General features: G+C 33.5%; 17 protein-coding genes and 1 riboswitch. All 17 genes read right to left on the bottom strand.

The window, feature by feature from the left end; genetic code table 11:
• Positions 1–114 precede the first annotated feature (114 nt).
• The gene (locus VPAR_RS00995; RefSeq protein WP_012863794.1) at positions 115–894 is read right to left on the bottom strand and encodes an ABC transporter ATP-binding protein; all 780 of its coding nucleotides are present in this window, start codon (positions 892–894) and stop codon (positions 115–117) included.
• Positions 891–1,940 carry a FecCD family ABC transporter permease gene (locus VPAR_RS00990; RefSeq protein WP_004697920.1) on the bottom strand — a complete coding sequence of 350 codons (1,050 nt, stop codon included), beginning with the start codon at positions 1,938–1,940 and terminating at the stop codon, positions 891–893. Before VPAR_RS00990 ends, VPAR_RS00995 begins: the two co-directional genes overlap by 4 nt.
• 16 nt (positions 1,941–1,956) lie before the next feature.
• Positions 1,957–3,129 (bottom strand): ABC transporter substrate-binding protein, encoded by a 1,173-nt coding sequence (locus VPAR_RS00985; protein WP_012863793.1) that lies wholly within the window; start codon positions 3,127–3,129, stop codon positions 1,957–1,959.
• Positions 3,130–3,230: 101 nt separating this feature from the next.
• The gene (locus VPAR_RS00980; protein WP_012863792.1) at positions 3,231–4,403 is read right to left on the bottom strand and encodes an ABC transporter substrate-binding protein; all 1,173 of its coding nucleotides are present in this window, start codon (positions 4,401–4,403) and stop codon (positions 3,231–3,233) included.
• A gap of 202 nt (positions 4,404–4,605) precedes the next feature.
• Positions 4,606–4,794: riboswitch (cobalamin riboswitch) on the bottom strand.
• Between the two features lie 199 nt (positions 4,795–4,993).
• The gene (locus tag VPAR_RS00975) at positions 4,994–5,476 is read right to left on the bottom strand and encodes a GNAT family N-acetyltransferase (RefSeq protein WP_012863791.1); all 483 of its coding nucleotides are present in this window, start codon (positions 5,474–5,476) and stop codon (positions 4,994–4,996) included.
• 169 nt (positions 5,477–5,645) lie between these two features.
• Positions 5,646–6,065 (bottom strand): GNAT family N-acetyltransferase, encoded by a 420-nt coding sequence (locus tag VPAR_RS00970; protein ID WP_012863790.1) that lies wholly within the window; start codon positions 6,063–6,065, stop codon positions 5,646–5,648.
• 77 nt (positions 6,066–6,142) lie between these two features.
• Complete coding sequence (locus VPAR_RS00965; protein ID WP_012863789.1) at positions 6,143–7,225, bottom strand: DUF2971 domain-containing protein; 1,083 nt, start codon at positions 7,223–7,225, stop codon at positions 6,143–6,145.
• A gap of 459 nt (positions 7,226–7,684) precedes the next feature.
• Positions 7,685–8,506, bottom strand: a complete 822-nt coding sequence (locus tag VPAR_RS00960; RefSeq protein WP_012863788.1) for a class I SAM-dependent methyltransferase — start codon at positions 8,504–8,506, stop codon at positions 7,685–7,687.
• A gap of 15 nt (positions 8,507–8,521) precedes the next feature.
• The gene (locus VPAR_RS00955) at positions 8,522–8,824 is read right to left on the bottom strand and encodes a hypothetical protein (RefSeq protein ID WP_012863787.1); all 303 of its coding nucleotides are present in this window, start codon (positions 8,822–8,824) and stop codon (positions 8,522–8,524) included.
• Positions 8,825–8,826: 2 nt separating this feature from the next.
• A complete protein-coding gene (locus tag VPAR_RS00950) occupies positions 8,827–9,150 on the bottom strand; it encodes a hypothetical protein (RefSeq protein WP_012863786.1) in 324 nt (107 codons plus the stop codon).
• 142 nt (positions 9,151–9,292) lie between these two features.
• The gene (locus VPAR_RS00945) at positions 9,293–9,802 is read right to left on the bottom strand and encodes a hypothetical protein (protein WP_012863785.1); all 510 of its coding nucleotides are present in this window, start codon (positions 9,800–9,802) and stop codon (positions 9,293–9,295) included.
• Positions 9,803–9,905: 103 nt separating this feature from the next.
• Entirely contained in the window at positions 9,906–10,085 is a 180-nt protein-coding gene (locus VPAR_RS09685) for a hypothetical protein (protein WP_231968140.1), read from the bottom strand.
• Positions 10,086–10,093: 8 nt separating this feature from the next.
• Positions 10,094–10,504: a hypothetical protein gene (locus tag VPAR_RS00935; protein ID WP_012863784.1), complete on the bottom strand. Its 411-nt coding sequence runs from the start codon at positions 10,502–10,504 to the stop codon at positions 10,094–10,096.
• Between the two features lie 200 nt (positions 10,505–10,704).
• Entirely contained in the window at positions 10,705–11,877 is a 1,173-nt protein-coding gene (locus VPAR_RS00930; RefSeq protein ID WP_012863783.1) for a restriction endonuclease, read from the bottom strand.
• A gap of 29 nt (positions 11,878–11,906) precedes the next feature.
• A complete protein-coding gene (locus tag VPAR_RS00925) occupies positions 11,907–13,178 on the bottom strand; it encodes a DNA cytosine methyltransferase (RefSeq protein ID WP_012863782.1) in 1,272 nt (423 codons plus the stop codon).
• A 27-nt stretch (positions 13,179–13,205) separates the two neighbouring features.
• The gene (locus tag VPAR_RS00920; protein ID WP_012863781.1) at positions 13,206–14,348 is read right to left on the bottom strand and encodes a response regulator; all 1,143 of its coding nucleotides are present in this window, start codon (positions 14,346–14,348) and stop codon (positions 13,206–13,208) included.
• A complete protein-coding gene (locus VPAR_RS00915; protein WP_012863780.1) occupies positions 14,341–16,527 on the bottom strand; it encodes a sensor histidine kinase in 2,187 nt (728 codons plus the stop codon). Before VPAR_RS00915 ends, VPAR_RS00920 begins: the two co-directional genes overlap by 8 nt.
• Positions 16,528–16,670: the final 143 nt, after the last annotated feature.

The raw sequence follows: 16,670 nt of genomic DNA, 5'->3' as shown, positions 1-16,670 counted from the left end.
ATTATTAACTAATTATTTTACAGCCTATTAATATAACTGGATTCACGTCAATGATTATCTATAATAAATAGTTCCAACACTATAATAAGCTCAACGCAATCACAAAGAATCCTATTAATTAATAATAGCTTCTAATGGAATTACATGAGGTAGCCCATTGTCATCCATATAAATTTTCGTTTTAACACGGTATACATCTTCCATCATGGCTTCTGTAAAGATGTCTTTCGGCGCGCCTTGAGCATATACTGTACCCTCTTTAAGCACGATGATTTCATCTGCGAACATAGCCGCCAGATCAAGATGATGCAATGTTACGAGTGTTGTAAAATCATTTTCTTGAGTCAGGTTTTTTAGCAATGTTAACAAGTCAAATTGCTTGTGCAAATCTAAAGCACTTGTCGGTTCATCAAGAATTAAGATTTTAGGTTCTTTTACAAGGGCTTGCGCCATGAACACAAGTTGGCGTTGACCACCGCTGAGCTCCATGATGCTACGCGATGCAAAGCGCTGTAAGTTCAACCGTTCCAATACCTCTTGTGTGGCTGCAATATCCTCATCACTTACGCGGAAGGACATGGAGCCCATGCGCCCTAGCATAACGACTTCAAAAACAGATAGATTGACTTTACAGTCATTATCTTGAGACAAATAGCTCACTGTACTACTAAAATCCTTTGTAGAATATTGAGATACAGGTTTACCATTAACGGAAATCTCGCCCTTGCCTTTCAAGATACCCATAATTGTTTTTAAAAGTGTAGATTTACCAGCACCGTTAGTACCAATGAGCGCAGTCAATTTACCTGTTTTAGCAGCAAAGTCAACGCCCTTTAAGATTTGTCCGTCTTCTGTAGAGGAATAACCAAAGGTTAGATTATGAACTTCAATCATTTGAAATAGCTCCTTTTCCTAGTTAATACCAACGAGAAGAAGAAAGGTACACCGATGATTGCTGTCACAATACCGATTGGGAACATCGCCCCAGGAACGAGCATCTTACTCGCAATAGATGCGAGAGACAAAATCGCCATGCCACATACTGCAGATAGTGGTAAGAAATACCGTTGATCCTCACCCACAAGCATACGTGCAATATGTGGTCCTACAATACCGATAAAACCAATGGTTCCAACGAAAGAAACAGCAACGGCTGTAATGATGGAGATGAAAGCAAACACTTTTACCCGTAAACTTTCAACATTAACGCCAAGACCAGAAGCCTTTTCATCGCCTAATTTTAATGCTGTTAAACGCCAAGATTCACGCATCATAAGCGGAAGCATGATTGCTAGCACGATAAGAACAATAGAGATGTTCACCCAATTTGCCTTAGCTAAACTCCCCATCGTCCAGAACACGATGTTTTGAAGGGCCTCAGGAGATGCCATATATTGCATCAAGGATTGAAGCGCTTGGAACAAGAACATCATGCCGATACCAGCGAGAATCATCGTTTCAGAGGAGAAGTTCTTAATCTTATTGATGGAATAGATAAAGAAACTCGTCAAACTAGCGAATACAAAGGCGCCAAATGGAACCATAAAGACACCTAAAAACTCTAATGCACTAGCGCCTACAACAACCATAAGAGATGCACCGAAGCCAGCCCCTGCGGATATACCAAGTGTATACGGGCTAGATAACGGGTTATCAAGAATAGTCTGCATGCCAGCACCAGCAATGCCCAAAGAAGCACCTACGAGCAATGCCATAATGGCCGTCGGAAGACGAATCGACCAAATGATAACATATGCGTTTTTGGAAACCTCTGCTGGGTCTGTTAATGCGAGCCATACATCACTTAACGTAAGTGATGCAGGACCTACAATAATATCGGTAACAAAACTTACCGCACAAATGATCAGACCGATGATAATAAACATGAGCTTTTTATAGCTCTGTTTTTTATAATCGTACTGATTGTTAGTTTCCGTCACTATACAAAACCCCTTTTTAGTTCAACTGCATAAACCAAACGCCACCGTAAGAGAATGGAAGGAATTTGTCATAGAATTCCTTAAGTGTGCCTTCAGGATCTACATCCTTGAATTCCTCAGGATAGAATGTTTTAGCTAAGTATTCAAATACTGCAACGTCATATACTTCACGAGGTAAACCATGGTGAGTAGAGAAAACGTTTTTAGATTGAACGGCTTTCAATTCAGGCCAGCCTTGACGTTCTGTGGTGAAAGCTTTCAATAACTCTTGAGATTTAGCTTCATTTGTATCAAAACCTAAACGCATGGATGTAGGTTTCTTAGGCCAGTAAGAACCGATGATCATGATGATATCTGGATTTCTTTCCAAAATAAATTCTGGGTTAACAGGACCTGCTTTTTGAACTACATCCTTAGTAATAAGGTCACCACCTACTTGAGTTGCCAATGCGCCCCATGCTACGTTTCCACTATACGCAAAACCTAAACCTTCTGGACCTTCGTTACCTGTTTCAATGTAAACAGTTGGTTTTGGTTTATTGATTTTGCTAATGCGGTCCATAACTCTTGTTAAACGGTCAGTATAGAACTTGTTGATTTCTGCTGCACGCTCTTCTTTACCCAATGCTTTACCGATAGCTTCGATAGATTTTTGGTGATTTTCAAGCTTTTCCGCATGATAATCGATATAGATAGTAGGGATGCCAGCTGCATCAATTTTAGGTTTGTAATCAGCTTCATATTGATCTTTGAAATATAAAGGCATGAAGATAACATCTGGGTTTAAGGAAATTACTTTTTCCACATCAAATGTTTTATCATTTACGTTACCAATGAGAGGAATTTTTTCCAACTCTGGCACTTCAGATTTGTAGCGATCCCACATATCTGTACGCAATTTGCTCAAATAAGGGTCAATACCAACAATAGTCTTAGCCACATCTTTGCCTTGCAACGCAGCCATAGTCAAGAACGCACCACCAGAAGCACTCAATTGAACTACTACGCGTTCTGCTGGTTTTTTCAACGTCACCTTTTGACCAGTTACATCTGTAATCTCAATTTGTTTGCCAGATTGTGCCGCATCCTTTTTCGCATCCCCAGGGCCACCACATGCAGTCAGGAGCATACTCACAACTAGCAGGAGCACCGTGGCAAGATATGCCATAAATTTCTTTTTCTTAACCATAGAATACCTCGATTCCAAACTTAATAAGTTCTAATAAACACAATATATAACAACATTTATTTGGGTTTTACATCATCAGCTCCTTCACACACAACACACCCCTAATTCATATGCATAAACCAGATGCCACTATAAGAGAATGGCAAGAATTTGTCATAGAACTCTTTAAGCGTAGCTTCAGGATCTACATCCTTAAACTCTTCAGGATAGAATGTTTTTGCTAAATATTCGAATACGGCCGCATCAAATACTTCGCGTGGAAGACCATGATGCGCGGAATAAACTTGTTTATTTTCAACGGCTTTTAAATCACTCCAACCTTGACGCTCTGTGGTGAAAGCTTTCAACAACGCCTGAGACGAATCTTCAGTAGCTTCAAAACCTAAACGCATAGAAGTTGGTTTCTTAGGCCAGTAAGAACCCATTATCATAATGATGTCTGGATTCTTTTCCAATACAAACTCAGGATTAATTGGAGATGACTTTTTAATAGCATCTTTTGTGATTACATCAGCACCAGCCATAGTGGCTAAAGCACCCCAAGAGTAGTTACCACTAAAGGAGTTACCAAATTCCTCTGGGCCATTCATACCAACTTCAAGGTAAACTGTTGGTTTTGGTTTGTTAATTTTACTAACACGATCGAGAACTCTTGTCACGCGATTCGTATAGAACTTGCTGATTTCTGCGGCACGTTCCTCTTTACCCAAAGCCTTACCTATGGCTTCAATGGATTTTTGATGACTTTCAAGTTTTTCAGCATGGTAATCTATATAAATAGTCTGGATACCAGCAGCATCCATTTTTGCTTTTGCATCAGATTCATACTGATCTTTCAAATCAACAGGAATAAAAATAACATCTGGATTTAATGCCACAACTTGCTCAGCATTAAATGTTTTATCCCCGATGGTACCAACTACAGGAATCTTAGCTAACTCAGGCATTTCAGCAGTAAAGTGCTTCCACATATCCGCTCTGTAATCCTGCAAAGAGGTATCCATGCCAGCAATAACCTTCGGCGTATCCTTGCCCATAAGTGCAGAAATCGTAAAGAATGGACCCCCAGCACCACTCCATTGTAAAACAACTCTCTCTGCTGGCTTTTTAAGCGTTACCGTACGTCCTGTTACGTCAGTAATCTCAATAGGCTTGCTATTTTGCGCCGTATCTTTCTTTGTCTCACTAGGACCTCCACATGCAGCGATGAGCATACTAACGATTAGGAGGAAAACCGTGGCTAAATACGCTATAAACTTCTTTTGTTTGAACATAAGTACCTCTCTTCTCTCAACTAAAACTATCACTATAAGTGCACATAAAAAGCCCGTTTCCCCACGAAGAGGAAACGGGCTGTCATCTCAGTTAGACTAACTACCACGCCTAATAAGCTAGCATATAGTATGAGCTTTCAACTATGCATAGCTAGTATAAATTCATCTATATCAATCCCCATCCCTGTCTCTCGCAGGTCAATTGGCAATTGTTAATTAGGCAGTTCTCCTGGCTCCAGTTCAACGTTACTTTGCGCCTTCCCAAAAACTTCAGTGACCGAGAGCATTTCACCCTCTATGCAAAGTACCTCGCTGTTACAGTGGCGTGACCGCTTTGGCTTATACCAAATTCTCTATTAAGTCAATAGACACCTAACCCAATCATATGTGATTTTTCTCATCGTAGCATGCGGGATATACAGTGTCAATAAACATATAGGGGTACAGCTATTCTTGTAAAATCTATACTTTTCAGCAAAAAAGAAGCTAAAACTCAACCACTAAGCGGAGTTTTAGCTTCTCATTAGAACAATCTGTAGAAATGCCCTTCAAATTCGATAATTTATTTTTATCGATTAATAACTTTTCCTCTACAATTCAAGGCGCATTTGATACCATTTGGCACCGCCATGATCCGACGTTGACGCCCCTTCATTTACAAAACCAAACTTAGCATAATAAGGTATCTTTTCTTCCTTACAGGTTAGAATTACGCCCTTTCGGTTTTCCTCTCTGGCCAATTCTATAAAAGCCTCTATCAACTGACCACCAACACCACGATTGCGATATTTAGGCATCGTATTTAGACCAAAAATCATCTGCCATACGCCATTGGGATTATGCAGCGAAGCATCGGCAAACATCTCGTCCGTTAAGATTTCATCATCAGATACGAAGCCATCGATAAAACCAATTGGTGTGTCTCCATCAAAGGCAATTAAAAACTGACCTGCATAATGGTCTAATCGTTCTTTAAAGGTCTCACGAGGCGCCGCCTCTGCCGGAGGAAAGCAAGTTGCTTCTATATATGTCACTAAATCTAAATCAGAGGTTGTCGCTTTTCGTATTAACATATTAATATCCTTCTTTATGTACTTATGCACTTATGTATTTGTATAGAGCACATTTTAAAATGAGTCAGCTAAAATAAATCATTTTTAGTATAAATGGTTTACACCATAAAGGCTACACGTAGAGATGTTACGTGTAGCCTTTTTCTGCTAAATCTTATATTTACTAAATTCACTTTTTCGTATATTTCGGCACATTTCGATACTGCATTGGTAATGAGTCCTCTTTAATCTTAAATCCGTGCTTTTCATAAAATGGAGCATTCTTACTTTCACCAATCATAACATTGATATACAAATACGATTTGTAAGCGTCTTTCACCATTTCAAGCAAGTGTCCTGCAATACCTTGGCCCCGATAATCAGGATGAACTAGCACATAATTGATGAAGCATACCAGCTCGCTATCATCCATGACGCGAATAAGACCTATTAAGCGATCTCCATCCCAAGCAGAAATCACGCGCGACGAATTCATCAAAGCCTTATACAATCGATCAGGATATTTACCTACCACCCAACGAACAGACAGAAATAACGCTGCTACTTGCTGGGGCGTAAAATTTCTTTCTTCGGTATAGATAATTTCCATCTTGTCCCCCATCATAACCAAATATAAGTCTAAAAAACTTATTATTTTAGTTGAGCTAAATCTTAATAATAGAAACTTTATCCATTTAATCTATACTCTTGTCTATCCTTTGATAGTTGTATCACTTCCAACTGTTCGTCCTGAGAATTATAAATCGCACTACAATCTCCTTGGCAGCCTTCATAAACTCTCTCAATATTTGCTTGTATCGTAATAAAGCTTTCATTATATTCTGAAGATATACACACAAATCTACACTCATCTTCATGACTCCACTCACAATATTTAGTAAAAGTTGCATTTATATAAAACTTCAAATCTGTATAAGAAAAATAATCAACTTGAGATTTTTGAATAGGCCGACTAGAGGAATAATTGAGATCTCCATATATACATATTCCAGATATAGGAATATTTTTAATTGCATGAACTAAATTAATAGGAGAGTATTCAAAACAATAACCTTGATGATTTTGAGAATAATATGACCACATTAAAATATTATTATATTTATGTGTAAGACAAAGAACTCTAAAACATTCACTCATATCTTCATTATTGGATAGCAAACAATTAGAGTCAAAAGGATCATTGAACGCCCAGGGAGGTGAGAAAGATAGTTTTCCATCATTGACTTGATATCGATTTTCAATCACTTTATCTTTAGAAGTATATTTATACAATCTTTTAATTTTAAAATCATCGCTAATTTTCTTTTCTGCATCCTCAAAATAATACTCAATAATGTTATAATATTTACTTTCAAAATTATTATATCTATTAAATATATTATAAAGAATCACAATATCCTTAAATGCTATTTTGATAGCTTCGTTAAAAAGGGTATCAAAGGACTTTGAAAGCTTATTAATCTTTAAATTATAATGTATAGCATTTTTATTATTGATTGTAGAATTATATCTTTTATAACTTGCATTTTGGTAATACACATGAACAGTTTTTTTGCTAAAACTTTTATCTGTTGGTTTACTTAAAATAGAAATATATATTTTCTCTTTAGTTTCTATATTACGAACTAACATTAGGTTACTATACGGAATATCTTCTATATACTTGTAACGATCTTCAACTAATAAAAACACTATCTTTGCTACAGCAAATCTATAGTTATCAATTTGATCCTTCAATAGTATATTCATCGTATATTTTCCTTTCTAAAAGGCATGAGGTCCAATCTATCAAATTTTACAGATATAAGGTTTAAATCATCAAATCCTTGTGGTTATAAGTATATAATTACAACCTACTCTTAAGAACCTCTAAAATAACTATGTATATCCTCTAAAAACACTCCATATAGGATTTATTGAGCCATTCATTCCCATCTGTATATGATTAATCTCCTAAAAAAATATATCTTGAATCTCATAATGAAAACAAAGCTAAAATCATCAATAATACTGTTGTTAGTATAATCTTTAAGATAAAATTTCTTAATAGCATATCTCTAACTTATACCTTTAAATTTTTTAACAATATGAAAATTATTTTCTCGCTTATATCTCTCTATCAGCTTAATCAAATAGATATACTATCAATTATTTTAATCATATTACTATCTTAATATCTATCTACTGCCTAACAATATCTTATTTAAACTACACAATCTCTTTAGGATTCCACCAAATCACAGCCGACCGAGAGGATATCAAGCACTTGTTGTCTTTTGATCGAGCGATGACCTCTTTGCGTATCTGTTCTTCTGCTTCTGGTGTTAAATCCCCTTCGTATTGTTCGTAGATAATCTTTCTGCACTCGATTTCATCCTCGACCATGCGCTCGCATTTATAATCAATGACGCTTACATTAGGGAATCGCCCTTGTGAAAGCAACATATTGTACAGAATCTGGAATTCTTCTACATCAGATTTACTTGCTGCTCGAGGATTTTTCCAGTCAGGAATACCAGCCACAATGGCACAATAGCCTTTTGAGTATTGCTCCATTTGTAAAATTCGAGGCCACACATCAGGAAACATCCAAAGTACTAAAGAAATAGCCACTACATCAAATTGGGAGTCAAAAGATCCATCTTGAGGTAAGTCCTGTACCATTTCTTCAATGATGTTAAAGTTCTCTACACCTAATTCTTTGGCATTTTCTTTAAAGACTGCCACCATGCCCTTTGACGGCTCAATAGCAGTAACAGATTTAATATGTTGAGCAAAAGGAATTGTGAAAGAACCAGGACCAGCACCTATATCTAACATGCTAGAATCAGGTGTTAAGACACTACTTAAAGCAGCATACACCTTCCGTCCAAAGTCGTAGTCATTGCTTTTACGCATAAGAGAAAAATCATTGGCCCGCTTGTCCCAATACTCTAATAATGGATTCGCCCGAATCCCTTTCTCACGATCATAATAACTTTGTTTCCACATTTCATTCCAAAACGAAAAATCTGTAACTTGCGGTGCCATACGAAACCTCCTGACTTAGTCTAAATTCCTCATTTCTCGGATAAACTCTTCTGCCTCTTGCAGATTCTTAGGGAACTCAAAATAAATGCAACTTTCATGACCACAATAAGGATTGCGGAAGTCATAGCCGCTCAACAACAAATACTCGATAATCTTCCATTCTTTGTCATTAGATTTTTTAGGAGCCTTGAATTTCTCGTTCACAAAGTACATTTTACCTTTGCAAGTAGGGCAGGTTTTATTTCGGTTAAATAACTCGTAATTTGTGCCCTCCGACAAGGAGATTCGGCAGTTTATACATACATTTTTATAGCCCATAACTATTTACTCCCATATGGTTTATGTTGAAAGATAGCTTTTACAATCCCTTCACCAACAATATTGCCACCCTCCATGATAAGGAACTCTGCACCTGCTTGTATAGCAGAATAATCTACGGTTTCATAAACTGGCAGCGCATTAGCCCCTATTTGTTTATCAAAGATGACATCTTCACCATCAATAAAATTGATACCAAGATATTCCTCAGTACCTTTTATAACGAAATGAGGATAATACATTCCATTATTTAAATTCGGTGGACTTGTTCTCTTCTTGCTGAAGAATGTAACTATGCAGCTAATAGTAAAATCTAAATTACTCATTTCGGGCCTCATTCAACTACATATACCATATCACCTTTAAAGTATATCCGAGGAAAAACTAAATTGCTCTATGTTAAGATTATCTAATCAATCTAGAACCTTTTTAAAAATTTCCTTATCTTCTAAAACTATATTATATATTTTAACCAAAAAGACTTTTATAAAGCCCTTTAATTTCTCGTGCGTATTTCACTGCACCAGGAAGATGCATTCGTTTATAGTAATCTCCTAATATTTCTGTATGATTTTTCAAAATATCAAATTCAATCATATACATAGCAATACTCGTTATAGAATATTTTCCTATCTCAAGTATAGTTGATTTATCTTCTATATCTAATTCCTCGCCTTTTGGAAATTCACCATCAGAATATTCTTCCCAAGTTTCATCACTGTATTGCCAAAAGGTTTTACTCCAAAGAATCAGTTCTTTACGATTGTATTCTATTAATTGCTCGAAAAACTGCACTAACTCTTTCTCAGAATATAACTTGCAATTAAACCCTTCTAATAAGAATTGCCTTTGATTCAATCGATTTCTTAGTTCTTGAATTTCTATACTTTGTAGTTCTTTATTAAAGTTATCAGGTCCTAATTCCTCTATAATATCTAAATATATAGGGCTATCTAAAAATTCTTTTAAAGTTTTCATATTCTTACGTCCTTACAGAATTAACACCTTCCATAATAAAGAACTCCGTACCTGCTTTTAGAACAAAATAATTTACAATTTCAAAAACTAACAACATATTACCTCATATTTGTTTATCAAAGATGACATCTTCACCATCAATAAAGTTGATACCAAGATATTCCTCAGTACCTCTTATAACAAAATGAGGATAGTACATTCCATTATTTAAATTCGGTGGAGTTCTTCTCTTCTTGCTGAAGAAAGTAACTGTACAGCCAATAGTAAAATCTAAACTACTCATTTTACGCCTCATTCAACTACATATACCATATCACCTTTAAAGTATATGTTCATTATACAGTGTACGGGATTCCCTTCGGTCCATAACCAACCTTGCAATACAGCGTGTCCCCAATTATAGGTCTCCGTAATGACCTCAAATTCACTTTCACTATAATCCTGTTGATACTGAGGTAACTCAATTCTTTTACCTGTGAAAGTATCTAGTATTGTATTATTAAACACGAGAATTTCAAAAAAATCTATATCACACGTCTCAAACACAACTTGAGCCTTATGAGTCTGTTCAGTACCATTCTCATAGGAAAAAATATAATCAAAAGTAAGGATCAAATTATCATCTGCGTATTCTATTTTCTGTACCCTTGCATCGTGGAGAGAATATTTGGAATGGTTGCCAAAAGATTTTGTAGTTTTCATAGGACCTCCGTCTACAAATAAAATCACTTATTTATAGAAATATACTAATACCAATATCAAAAACCACAATGAGCCTATATAAAAGCATATAGTTAAACGCTCAAAGTCTAAACTATATGCTTTTTATATACCGTTCAATCATTTAAAATTTATTTGCTTACTTATATATACCATATTTCAATCCAATAACCTTCATATAGTTACAAATAATCAATAGTATCCATAAAATTTAAAAGTGACTCTTTAGTGTTTATTCGATTATTAGTTAAAATCTCTATTATATCTCCGCCAGATATAATAATTACAGGATGTCCATCTTCTAGTAATTCTTTATATGCCTGTTCAGAAACATAAGAAGTTGTAACAAAAATTCCAAAATCTCTATATTTTAATCTAGATATCAATCTAGACAACAATTTTACCCCATTTGAATTATCTCTTTGATAACATTTTGCCTCTAATGCACATCTTAGTTTTATAGAGTTATTTTTATGACCTAATCGATACTCACCTATAGCATCTATACCGCCATCTCTAACAGTCCGTGTAATATTAAAATTCAAAAAATTATTATCCATTAAACCAACTAATTTTGCAGCAAAATACTCAAATTTATAAGGCTCGTCTTTATAATATTGATATATAAAATCTAACTTTCTAAGATCTTTATCCGTTGATGGTAATTGTTCAATTTTTGATCTATATTCTTTATTCTTTGGTGCGCTTAAAATAATATCATCGGTTAAACCTTGTTTTACATACTTAAGCCAAGCATCAGGCGCAAATCTAGTGTTTAAAGAATCTCCATTTATTAAACAACTAAGCCATTCTCGATTAATTGATTTTGTATTTAAGATTGTAAAATGAGCCTCGTAATTTATAAATCTTTCACTATTAGAAGTTCTCCAAATTGCTTTCAATGAGTTATCCTTACCTAGATAGTAATCTTCTGGAACAGCTAAGCCCAAAAACCTAACACTCCTATTGCTTGCTACTGTAGGATTCTTCATGAAAATAAAAACGGGAGGAATTTTATTACGATTTTTTTCATTAAATATAGTTTCTAAAATTAGATTACCTTTCTTAGAATCTACTTTATCTCCAGGCCTTTTATTATCACCATAATATTTAAATTTACCAGTTTCTGCTTCTAATACATCTGGCCAATCTATATCTTCATTAGATGAATATAAAACAATATAAGCTTTGTCTGTAGTATTCAAAACATTCCTATATCTAAAGCCACCAGCATTTTGTACCCCCATTAACTTAGTTAAAACGTCATCTAATATATTACCAACAGCTCCGCCTTCATAGATTTCATCTATCACAAGATCTACTTCAGTTTCACATACGTCTTTAAACGAAATCATATATTCCCCACCTTAACAGGCTCCACATTTTATAAATTAACAATATTATTATCATTATTATCTACTTTTATAAAATCTAATATAGCTGATGCCAATTTAACTGATAGAATAGGAGGAACTGCATTGCCAATTTGCCTAAATGCAGCCGTCCGTGATGATTCAAAATAAAAATTATCTGGGAATCCTTGAATTCTTGCAGCCTCTCTTACACTTATAGAGCGATTCTGTCTCAAATCAGGATGAATATAATAGTGTCCATCTTTAGATATATGGGCAACAACTGTATGGCTTACCGAATCATAATCTAAAGCTTTATATCTATCTAAAAATGAAGTCGTGTTAGAATGTGTCTGAAGCTCTACCGGTATATCATTATACCTCAAGTTCTCTCCTATTTTTTTTGCCTTCAATACTAATTTATAGATTCTTAAATCATTTTTACTATGTGGTCTTGCAATATGTTGAGTTAAAATATCATCATTACTGCGAATATATTTTTGGACATACTTACTTACATAATTACAACAATATTTCTTCGAACTTTTTCCAGCCCTTATATTTGGCAAATCAGCGAATAATTCTTTTAATTTGGGGCTTGGTTCAACATAATTATATAGATAATCAAAAAAAGATTTATTAAATAGTAAATCCTTCCTATGTCCGACTATAATTACACGTTCTCTATTTTGTGAAACACCAAAATCATTAGCATTAATAACTTCATAATTTACAGCATATCCAGCAGAATCAAACTCCTGAATCATTTTATCAAGTAGTAAGTCTCCAGATATATCCTTAAAAGAAAGTAACCCTTTAACATTTTCAAATATAAAAAATTTAGGCTTATACCTATTGCAAAAATCTAAATAATGCTTATATAAGTAAATTCTTTTATCAGTGTCTTTTTTCTTCTTATTATTAGCTCTCCCAATAATAGAATAGGCTTGGCATGGTGGTCCGCCTATAATTCCATCTAACTCTTTAGTTCCTAATCGCTTATCTATAAATTCAAATATGGGTAATATCGACTCTTCACTTATCTCCTTAGACAAAACATCTTTTGTAACCTCACTTGGAACCATAGAGTACAATACTTCTCTAGATATATTTCCTTGTATATATTCAAAATACGGAGACAGGTTATTGATATTTTTGAAATAATAATATATATTTCTCAAGCATAGCGAGGCACAAGCATCTTTATCCATCTCTATATGACATATAAATTTAAATTTCGTGTTATCCCTAAAGCCCTCTGTAAGGCCACCCGCACCTGAAAATACGTCAATTATATTTAGCATAACCACACCTCCTTTCCAAAATATTAATTATAAATTATTTAAAACACTATCACAGTTAAACTCTGGTTGCCCTTGTCTATGATAATAGGAACTAAATCTTGAAACTATATCTCTTTTAAAACTTTCAGTAATTACACCAATTTTAAGATACGAGTCATCAATAATTTCTCCACTCTCTTTATCATATTCAAGAGATAGTATAGAACGAAAATCGACAAAACCTCCAGTAAAGTCTTTTACCTTTGGCAAAAAATGATATCTCAAAGAATCCGAGTGTGAGTTTCTAAACCACTTCATTAAATCCCCCTTTGCTTTCTTTGCTTTATTAGATTCTTTGTTTTGTTCATTATTATATATTTCTAATCGTTCCTTAAAAGATTGTACTTCATCATAATTTTTAATTTTACACAATATGACTTCATCTACTTTTTTGTTAGCAAGATCACATGATGGCGTCAAAACTATAAAATACTCATCAATATTTGTATCTATATATTTTTTATAAATATCACAGGTACACACTTGCTTAATAGGATTCGGAAACATATACATTTCAATTGGCTCGACATCAATATATTTATCATCAAACATATACTTATTGGAAAGCCAACTTGATATATATCTTATAATTACAGTTTCTTGCTTCTCTTTAGATAATAGTGATATATCTTGATTCTTACTAGTAAAACACTGAGGAATTACATTCCAAAATAACTCCTTTATATTTTTATTTATCTCACCTCTTGATCCAAAGATTTTAAAAACAGAATCGCTGTATTTTTCTATTAACGCATTAATCTCATCATATAAATTTGTCTCTTTAGGAAGGACCTTAACAATACTTTTATCAATATCAGTACTTACTTTATCAGGAAAACCAGTTATTACAACAATAGGAACAATTTCTTTTTCTATTATTCTTCTTAACAAAACATTTCCTGATATTTCTTCATCAGATTCAACTGCATTATCATCATTGTTTAATTTTAAATCTATTATAATTGCTTTAAAATAATTCTGATATAGTTCAATCATAGCCGATTCAGGTGTTTTTACTACTTTATATGTTATATTCAAATCAGTTGTCTCATTTATCTCATTTATAGCCTCTATAAATAATAATTCCTGATTCTGATCATCATCAATCAATAAAAAATCTATATTATTCATTAGTAGTCCCTATCCCCCGTCTAAAACTAACTCTAAACAATGCACCCACCTTAGAGTCTACAACCTCTAAAATACCATTGTTTCGTTGAATAGCCTCTCCTGCAATAGAAAGCCCTAACCCAGTCCCATTGTCTTCCTGCACATCATTTTTTGTTGAGTAGCCCGGCAAAAATAAGATATTATCAATAATACCTTCAGTAGGAATACTTGGCCCATTATCATAAATCTCTATAGTTACATTTTCACAATTACCATGTAAATCTATTTTTATTAATTTTTCATTAGCCTTAGTGTATTGAACCCAAAATACAGCATTATCTATAATATTTGTCAATGCCATATATAAATCATCCTCAATTATATCTAATGTAATACTCGTCTCCATGTCATATTCAATTATAATATTTTGGGATTCTATTATTGATTCAAAAATATCTACCACTGCTTTAATTATTTCCGCAACCCTTACTTTTCGTCTTTTCTTTCTTTTGTTTGATGCCAAAGGATCTAATCGAGCAAAAAAAGTGCTCATTCGTTTTGCTTCAGAGTCTAATCTTTCTATATCATTAGACAAGTCAATATATCCATCAACCGTAATTTCGTTTTTATCTTCAAGTCTTTTAAGCTTACGATTCATCTGAGGTAACTTATTTGTGTACCATGACAATGGCTTTCGACCTTCATGTAATACGACACTTATTACGTTACCTAATGTTGTATGCTTTTGATATATAGCAATAGTTTCCTTTACCTCTAAGAATTCTTCTGCCTTCTCCTTTTCTAATATTTTTATTTCTTTACTGATTTCTTGATTCAATATATTAATTTGTTCCTCAGTTTTATCAGGATATTTTTTTATATTTTTATATGCCTTTTCAACTGCTTTTTCCATCTTCTCATTAATATGAGTAAAGTCAAAAAGTTTGTCTATTACATTAGTCTTTTTTCGCGTCCTTTTTTGTCTATAGTTAAATCGTTCTTTCTGTAACAAATTAAGACTTAAATCTGCTATTCTTTGTAACACAAAATAGCTTGCATTCTCATACAATCCATCTCGAGCACTTTTTTCTTTTAAACCTGATTTTTCTTCAGATTCTATACTTATCCTACCATTAATTTGTTCTGAGCCAATGGCCATACTAGGATTCTGAATCCGCTTAGCGTCTAAATTTAACCAGTCAAATCCTTTATCTCCATATGGTCTTATTCTAAAATCATTTCTATATATACTTATACCTGATTGATCTATTAACATACTTTTTACATCAGTTTTTGATAACTTTGTATGCTGATTTCCATTTATAAAATTCATTATCACTTCTATACCAAATGGATCTTTATCATAAACCCTATAATCAATATATATATCACCACAAGGTTGTGGGTACTCAGTTAAAATCTTATCATCTGCAAAACTACCTTTAAATAATTTTGTTTCATTAGTATAAAAATTATGATAAGTTAACCCATAACTAAAATCAGAATTAACATTCCCTGTTAATCTATAGTGCCAAGCATCATCAAATTCTAATTGTGAAATTATTTTAGTTATATTTTTAGTACTATCATCATAAAAATTATCATAACAAACCTCTATCTTGAAATCATCTATATTTGATAAGAGTTTAGATAATTCTTTTTCAATTTTCAATACGTCAGATTCATGAATCTCATCAGTAAGATTATTACCATATTCATTTGTAATAGCTAATATAGTCCCACTATGCTCATCAGTCTTAAAATTATTAATCATTATAGGAATTTCACTTAGTTTCTTCTCTGAATTAAATTCACTCCAATCAAACGATGCTATTGTTTTTATAGAGTCTTTTATGGTGATTAATTCTAATTTGTTACCAAGTAATGATACAGCATAACGTCCAATACCTTTTCTACCTTGATATACTCTTCCATTAGGGCTCTTTTGCTTTTTTAATTTATAATCTGTTGAAGGTACCATCCATGCCCCTATAACAGTTTCTTGACTCATACCATGTCCATCATCTTCAACAATAATCTTTAATCCGCTATTAGTTTTCTTATATGTTATTTTTACATAAGTAGCATCTGCATCATAAGAATTTTTCACAAGTTCAACCATTGCAGCAGGGAGGTCCTTAATTAAATCCTTACCAATTGCCATTATAAGTCTACCTGTAGGCTCAATATAACCGTTCATAACTATATTTCTCCTAATAATCTACAAATAATAAAATAATAATTATAAACCTTACTATAATTACCTATTCAATCTTAAACTACTTCAAATTAAACATTATCTTTTAACATACCCTTTTACTGTATTATTAATATAACCGTACC

The sequence above is a fragment of the Veillonella parvula DSM 2008 genome, from assembly GCF_000024945.1.
GTDB classification, from domain to species: Bacteria; Bacillota; Negativicutes; order Veillonellales; family Veillonellaceae; genus Veillonella; species Veillonella parvula.
This window is presented reverse-complemented; position numbering and strand designations above follow the sequence as displayed.

Coding starts and splice junctions, on each gene's coding strand:
- VPAR_RS00995 (WP_012863794.1), bottom strand. CDS start 894: ATGATTGAAGTTCATAATCTAACCTTTGGTTATTCCTCTACAGAAGAC.
- VPAR_RS00985 (WP_012863793.1), bottom strand. CDS start 3,129: ATGGTTAAGAAAAAGAAATTTATGGCATATCTTGCCACGGTGCTCCTG.
- VPAR_RS00980 (WP_012863792.1), bottom strand. CDS start 4,403: ATGTTCAAACAAAAGAAGTTTATAGCGTATTTAGCCACGGTTTTCCTC.
- VPAR_RS00975 (WP_012863791.1), bottom strand. CDS start 5,476: ATGTTAATACGAAAAGCGACAACCTCTGATTTAGATTTAGTGACATAT.
- VPAR_RS00970 (WP_012863790.1), bottom strand. CDS start 6,065: ATGGAAATTATCTATACCGAAGAAAGAAATTTTACGCCCCAGCAAGTA.
- VPAR_RS00965 (WP_012863789.1), bottom strand. CDS start 7,225: ATGAATATACTATTGAAGGATCAAATTGATAACTATAGATTTGCTGTA.
- VPAR_RS00960 (WP_012863788.1), bottom strand. CDS start 8,506: ATGGCACCGCAAGTTACAGATTTTTCGTTTTGGAATGAAATGTGGAAA.
- VPAR_RS00955 (WP_012863787.1), bottom strand. CDS start 8,824: ATGGGCTATAAAAATGTATGTATAAACTGCCGAATCTCCTTGTCGGAG.
- VPAR_RS00950 (WP_012863786.1), bottom strand. CDS start 9,150: ATGAGTAATTTAGATTTTACTATTAGCTGCATAGTTACATTCTTCAGC.
- VPAR_RS00945 (WP_012863785.1), bottom strand. CDS start 9,802: ATGAAAACTTTAAAAGAATTTTTAGATAGCCCTATATATTTAGATATT.
- VPAR_RS09685 (WP_231968140.1), bottom strand. CDS start 10,085: ATGAGTAGTTTAGATTTTACTATTGGCTGTACAGTTACTTTCTTCAGC.
- VPAR_RS00935 (WP_012863784.1), bottom strand. CDS start 10,504: ATGAAAACTACAAAATCTTTTGGCAACCATTCCAAATATTCTCTCCAC.
- VPAR_RS00930 (WP_012863783.1), bottom strand. CDS start 11,877: ATGATTTCGTTTAAAGACGTATGTGAAACTGAAGTAGATCTTGTGATA.
- VPAR_RS00925 (WP_012863782.1), bottom strand. CDS start 13,178: ATGCTAAATATAATTGACGTATTTTCAGGTGCGGGTGGCCTTACAGAG.
- VPAR_RS00920 (WP_012863781.1), bottom strand. CDS start 14,348: ATGAATAATATAGATTTTTTATTGATTGATGATGATCAGAATCAGGAA.
- VPAR_RS00915 (WP_012863780.1), bottom strand. CDS start 16,527: ATGAACGGTTATATTGAGCCTACAGGTAGACTTATAATGGCAATTGGT.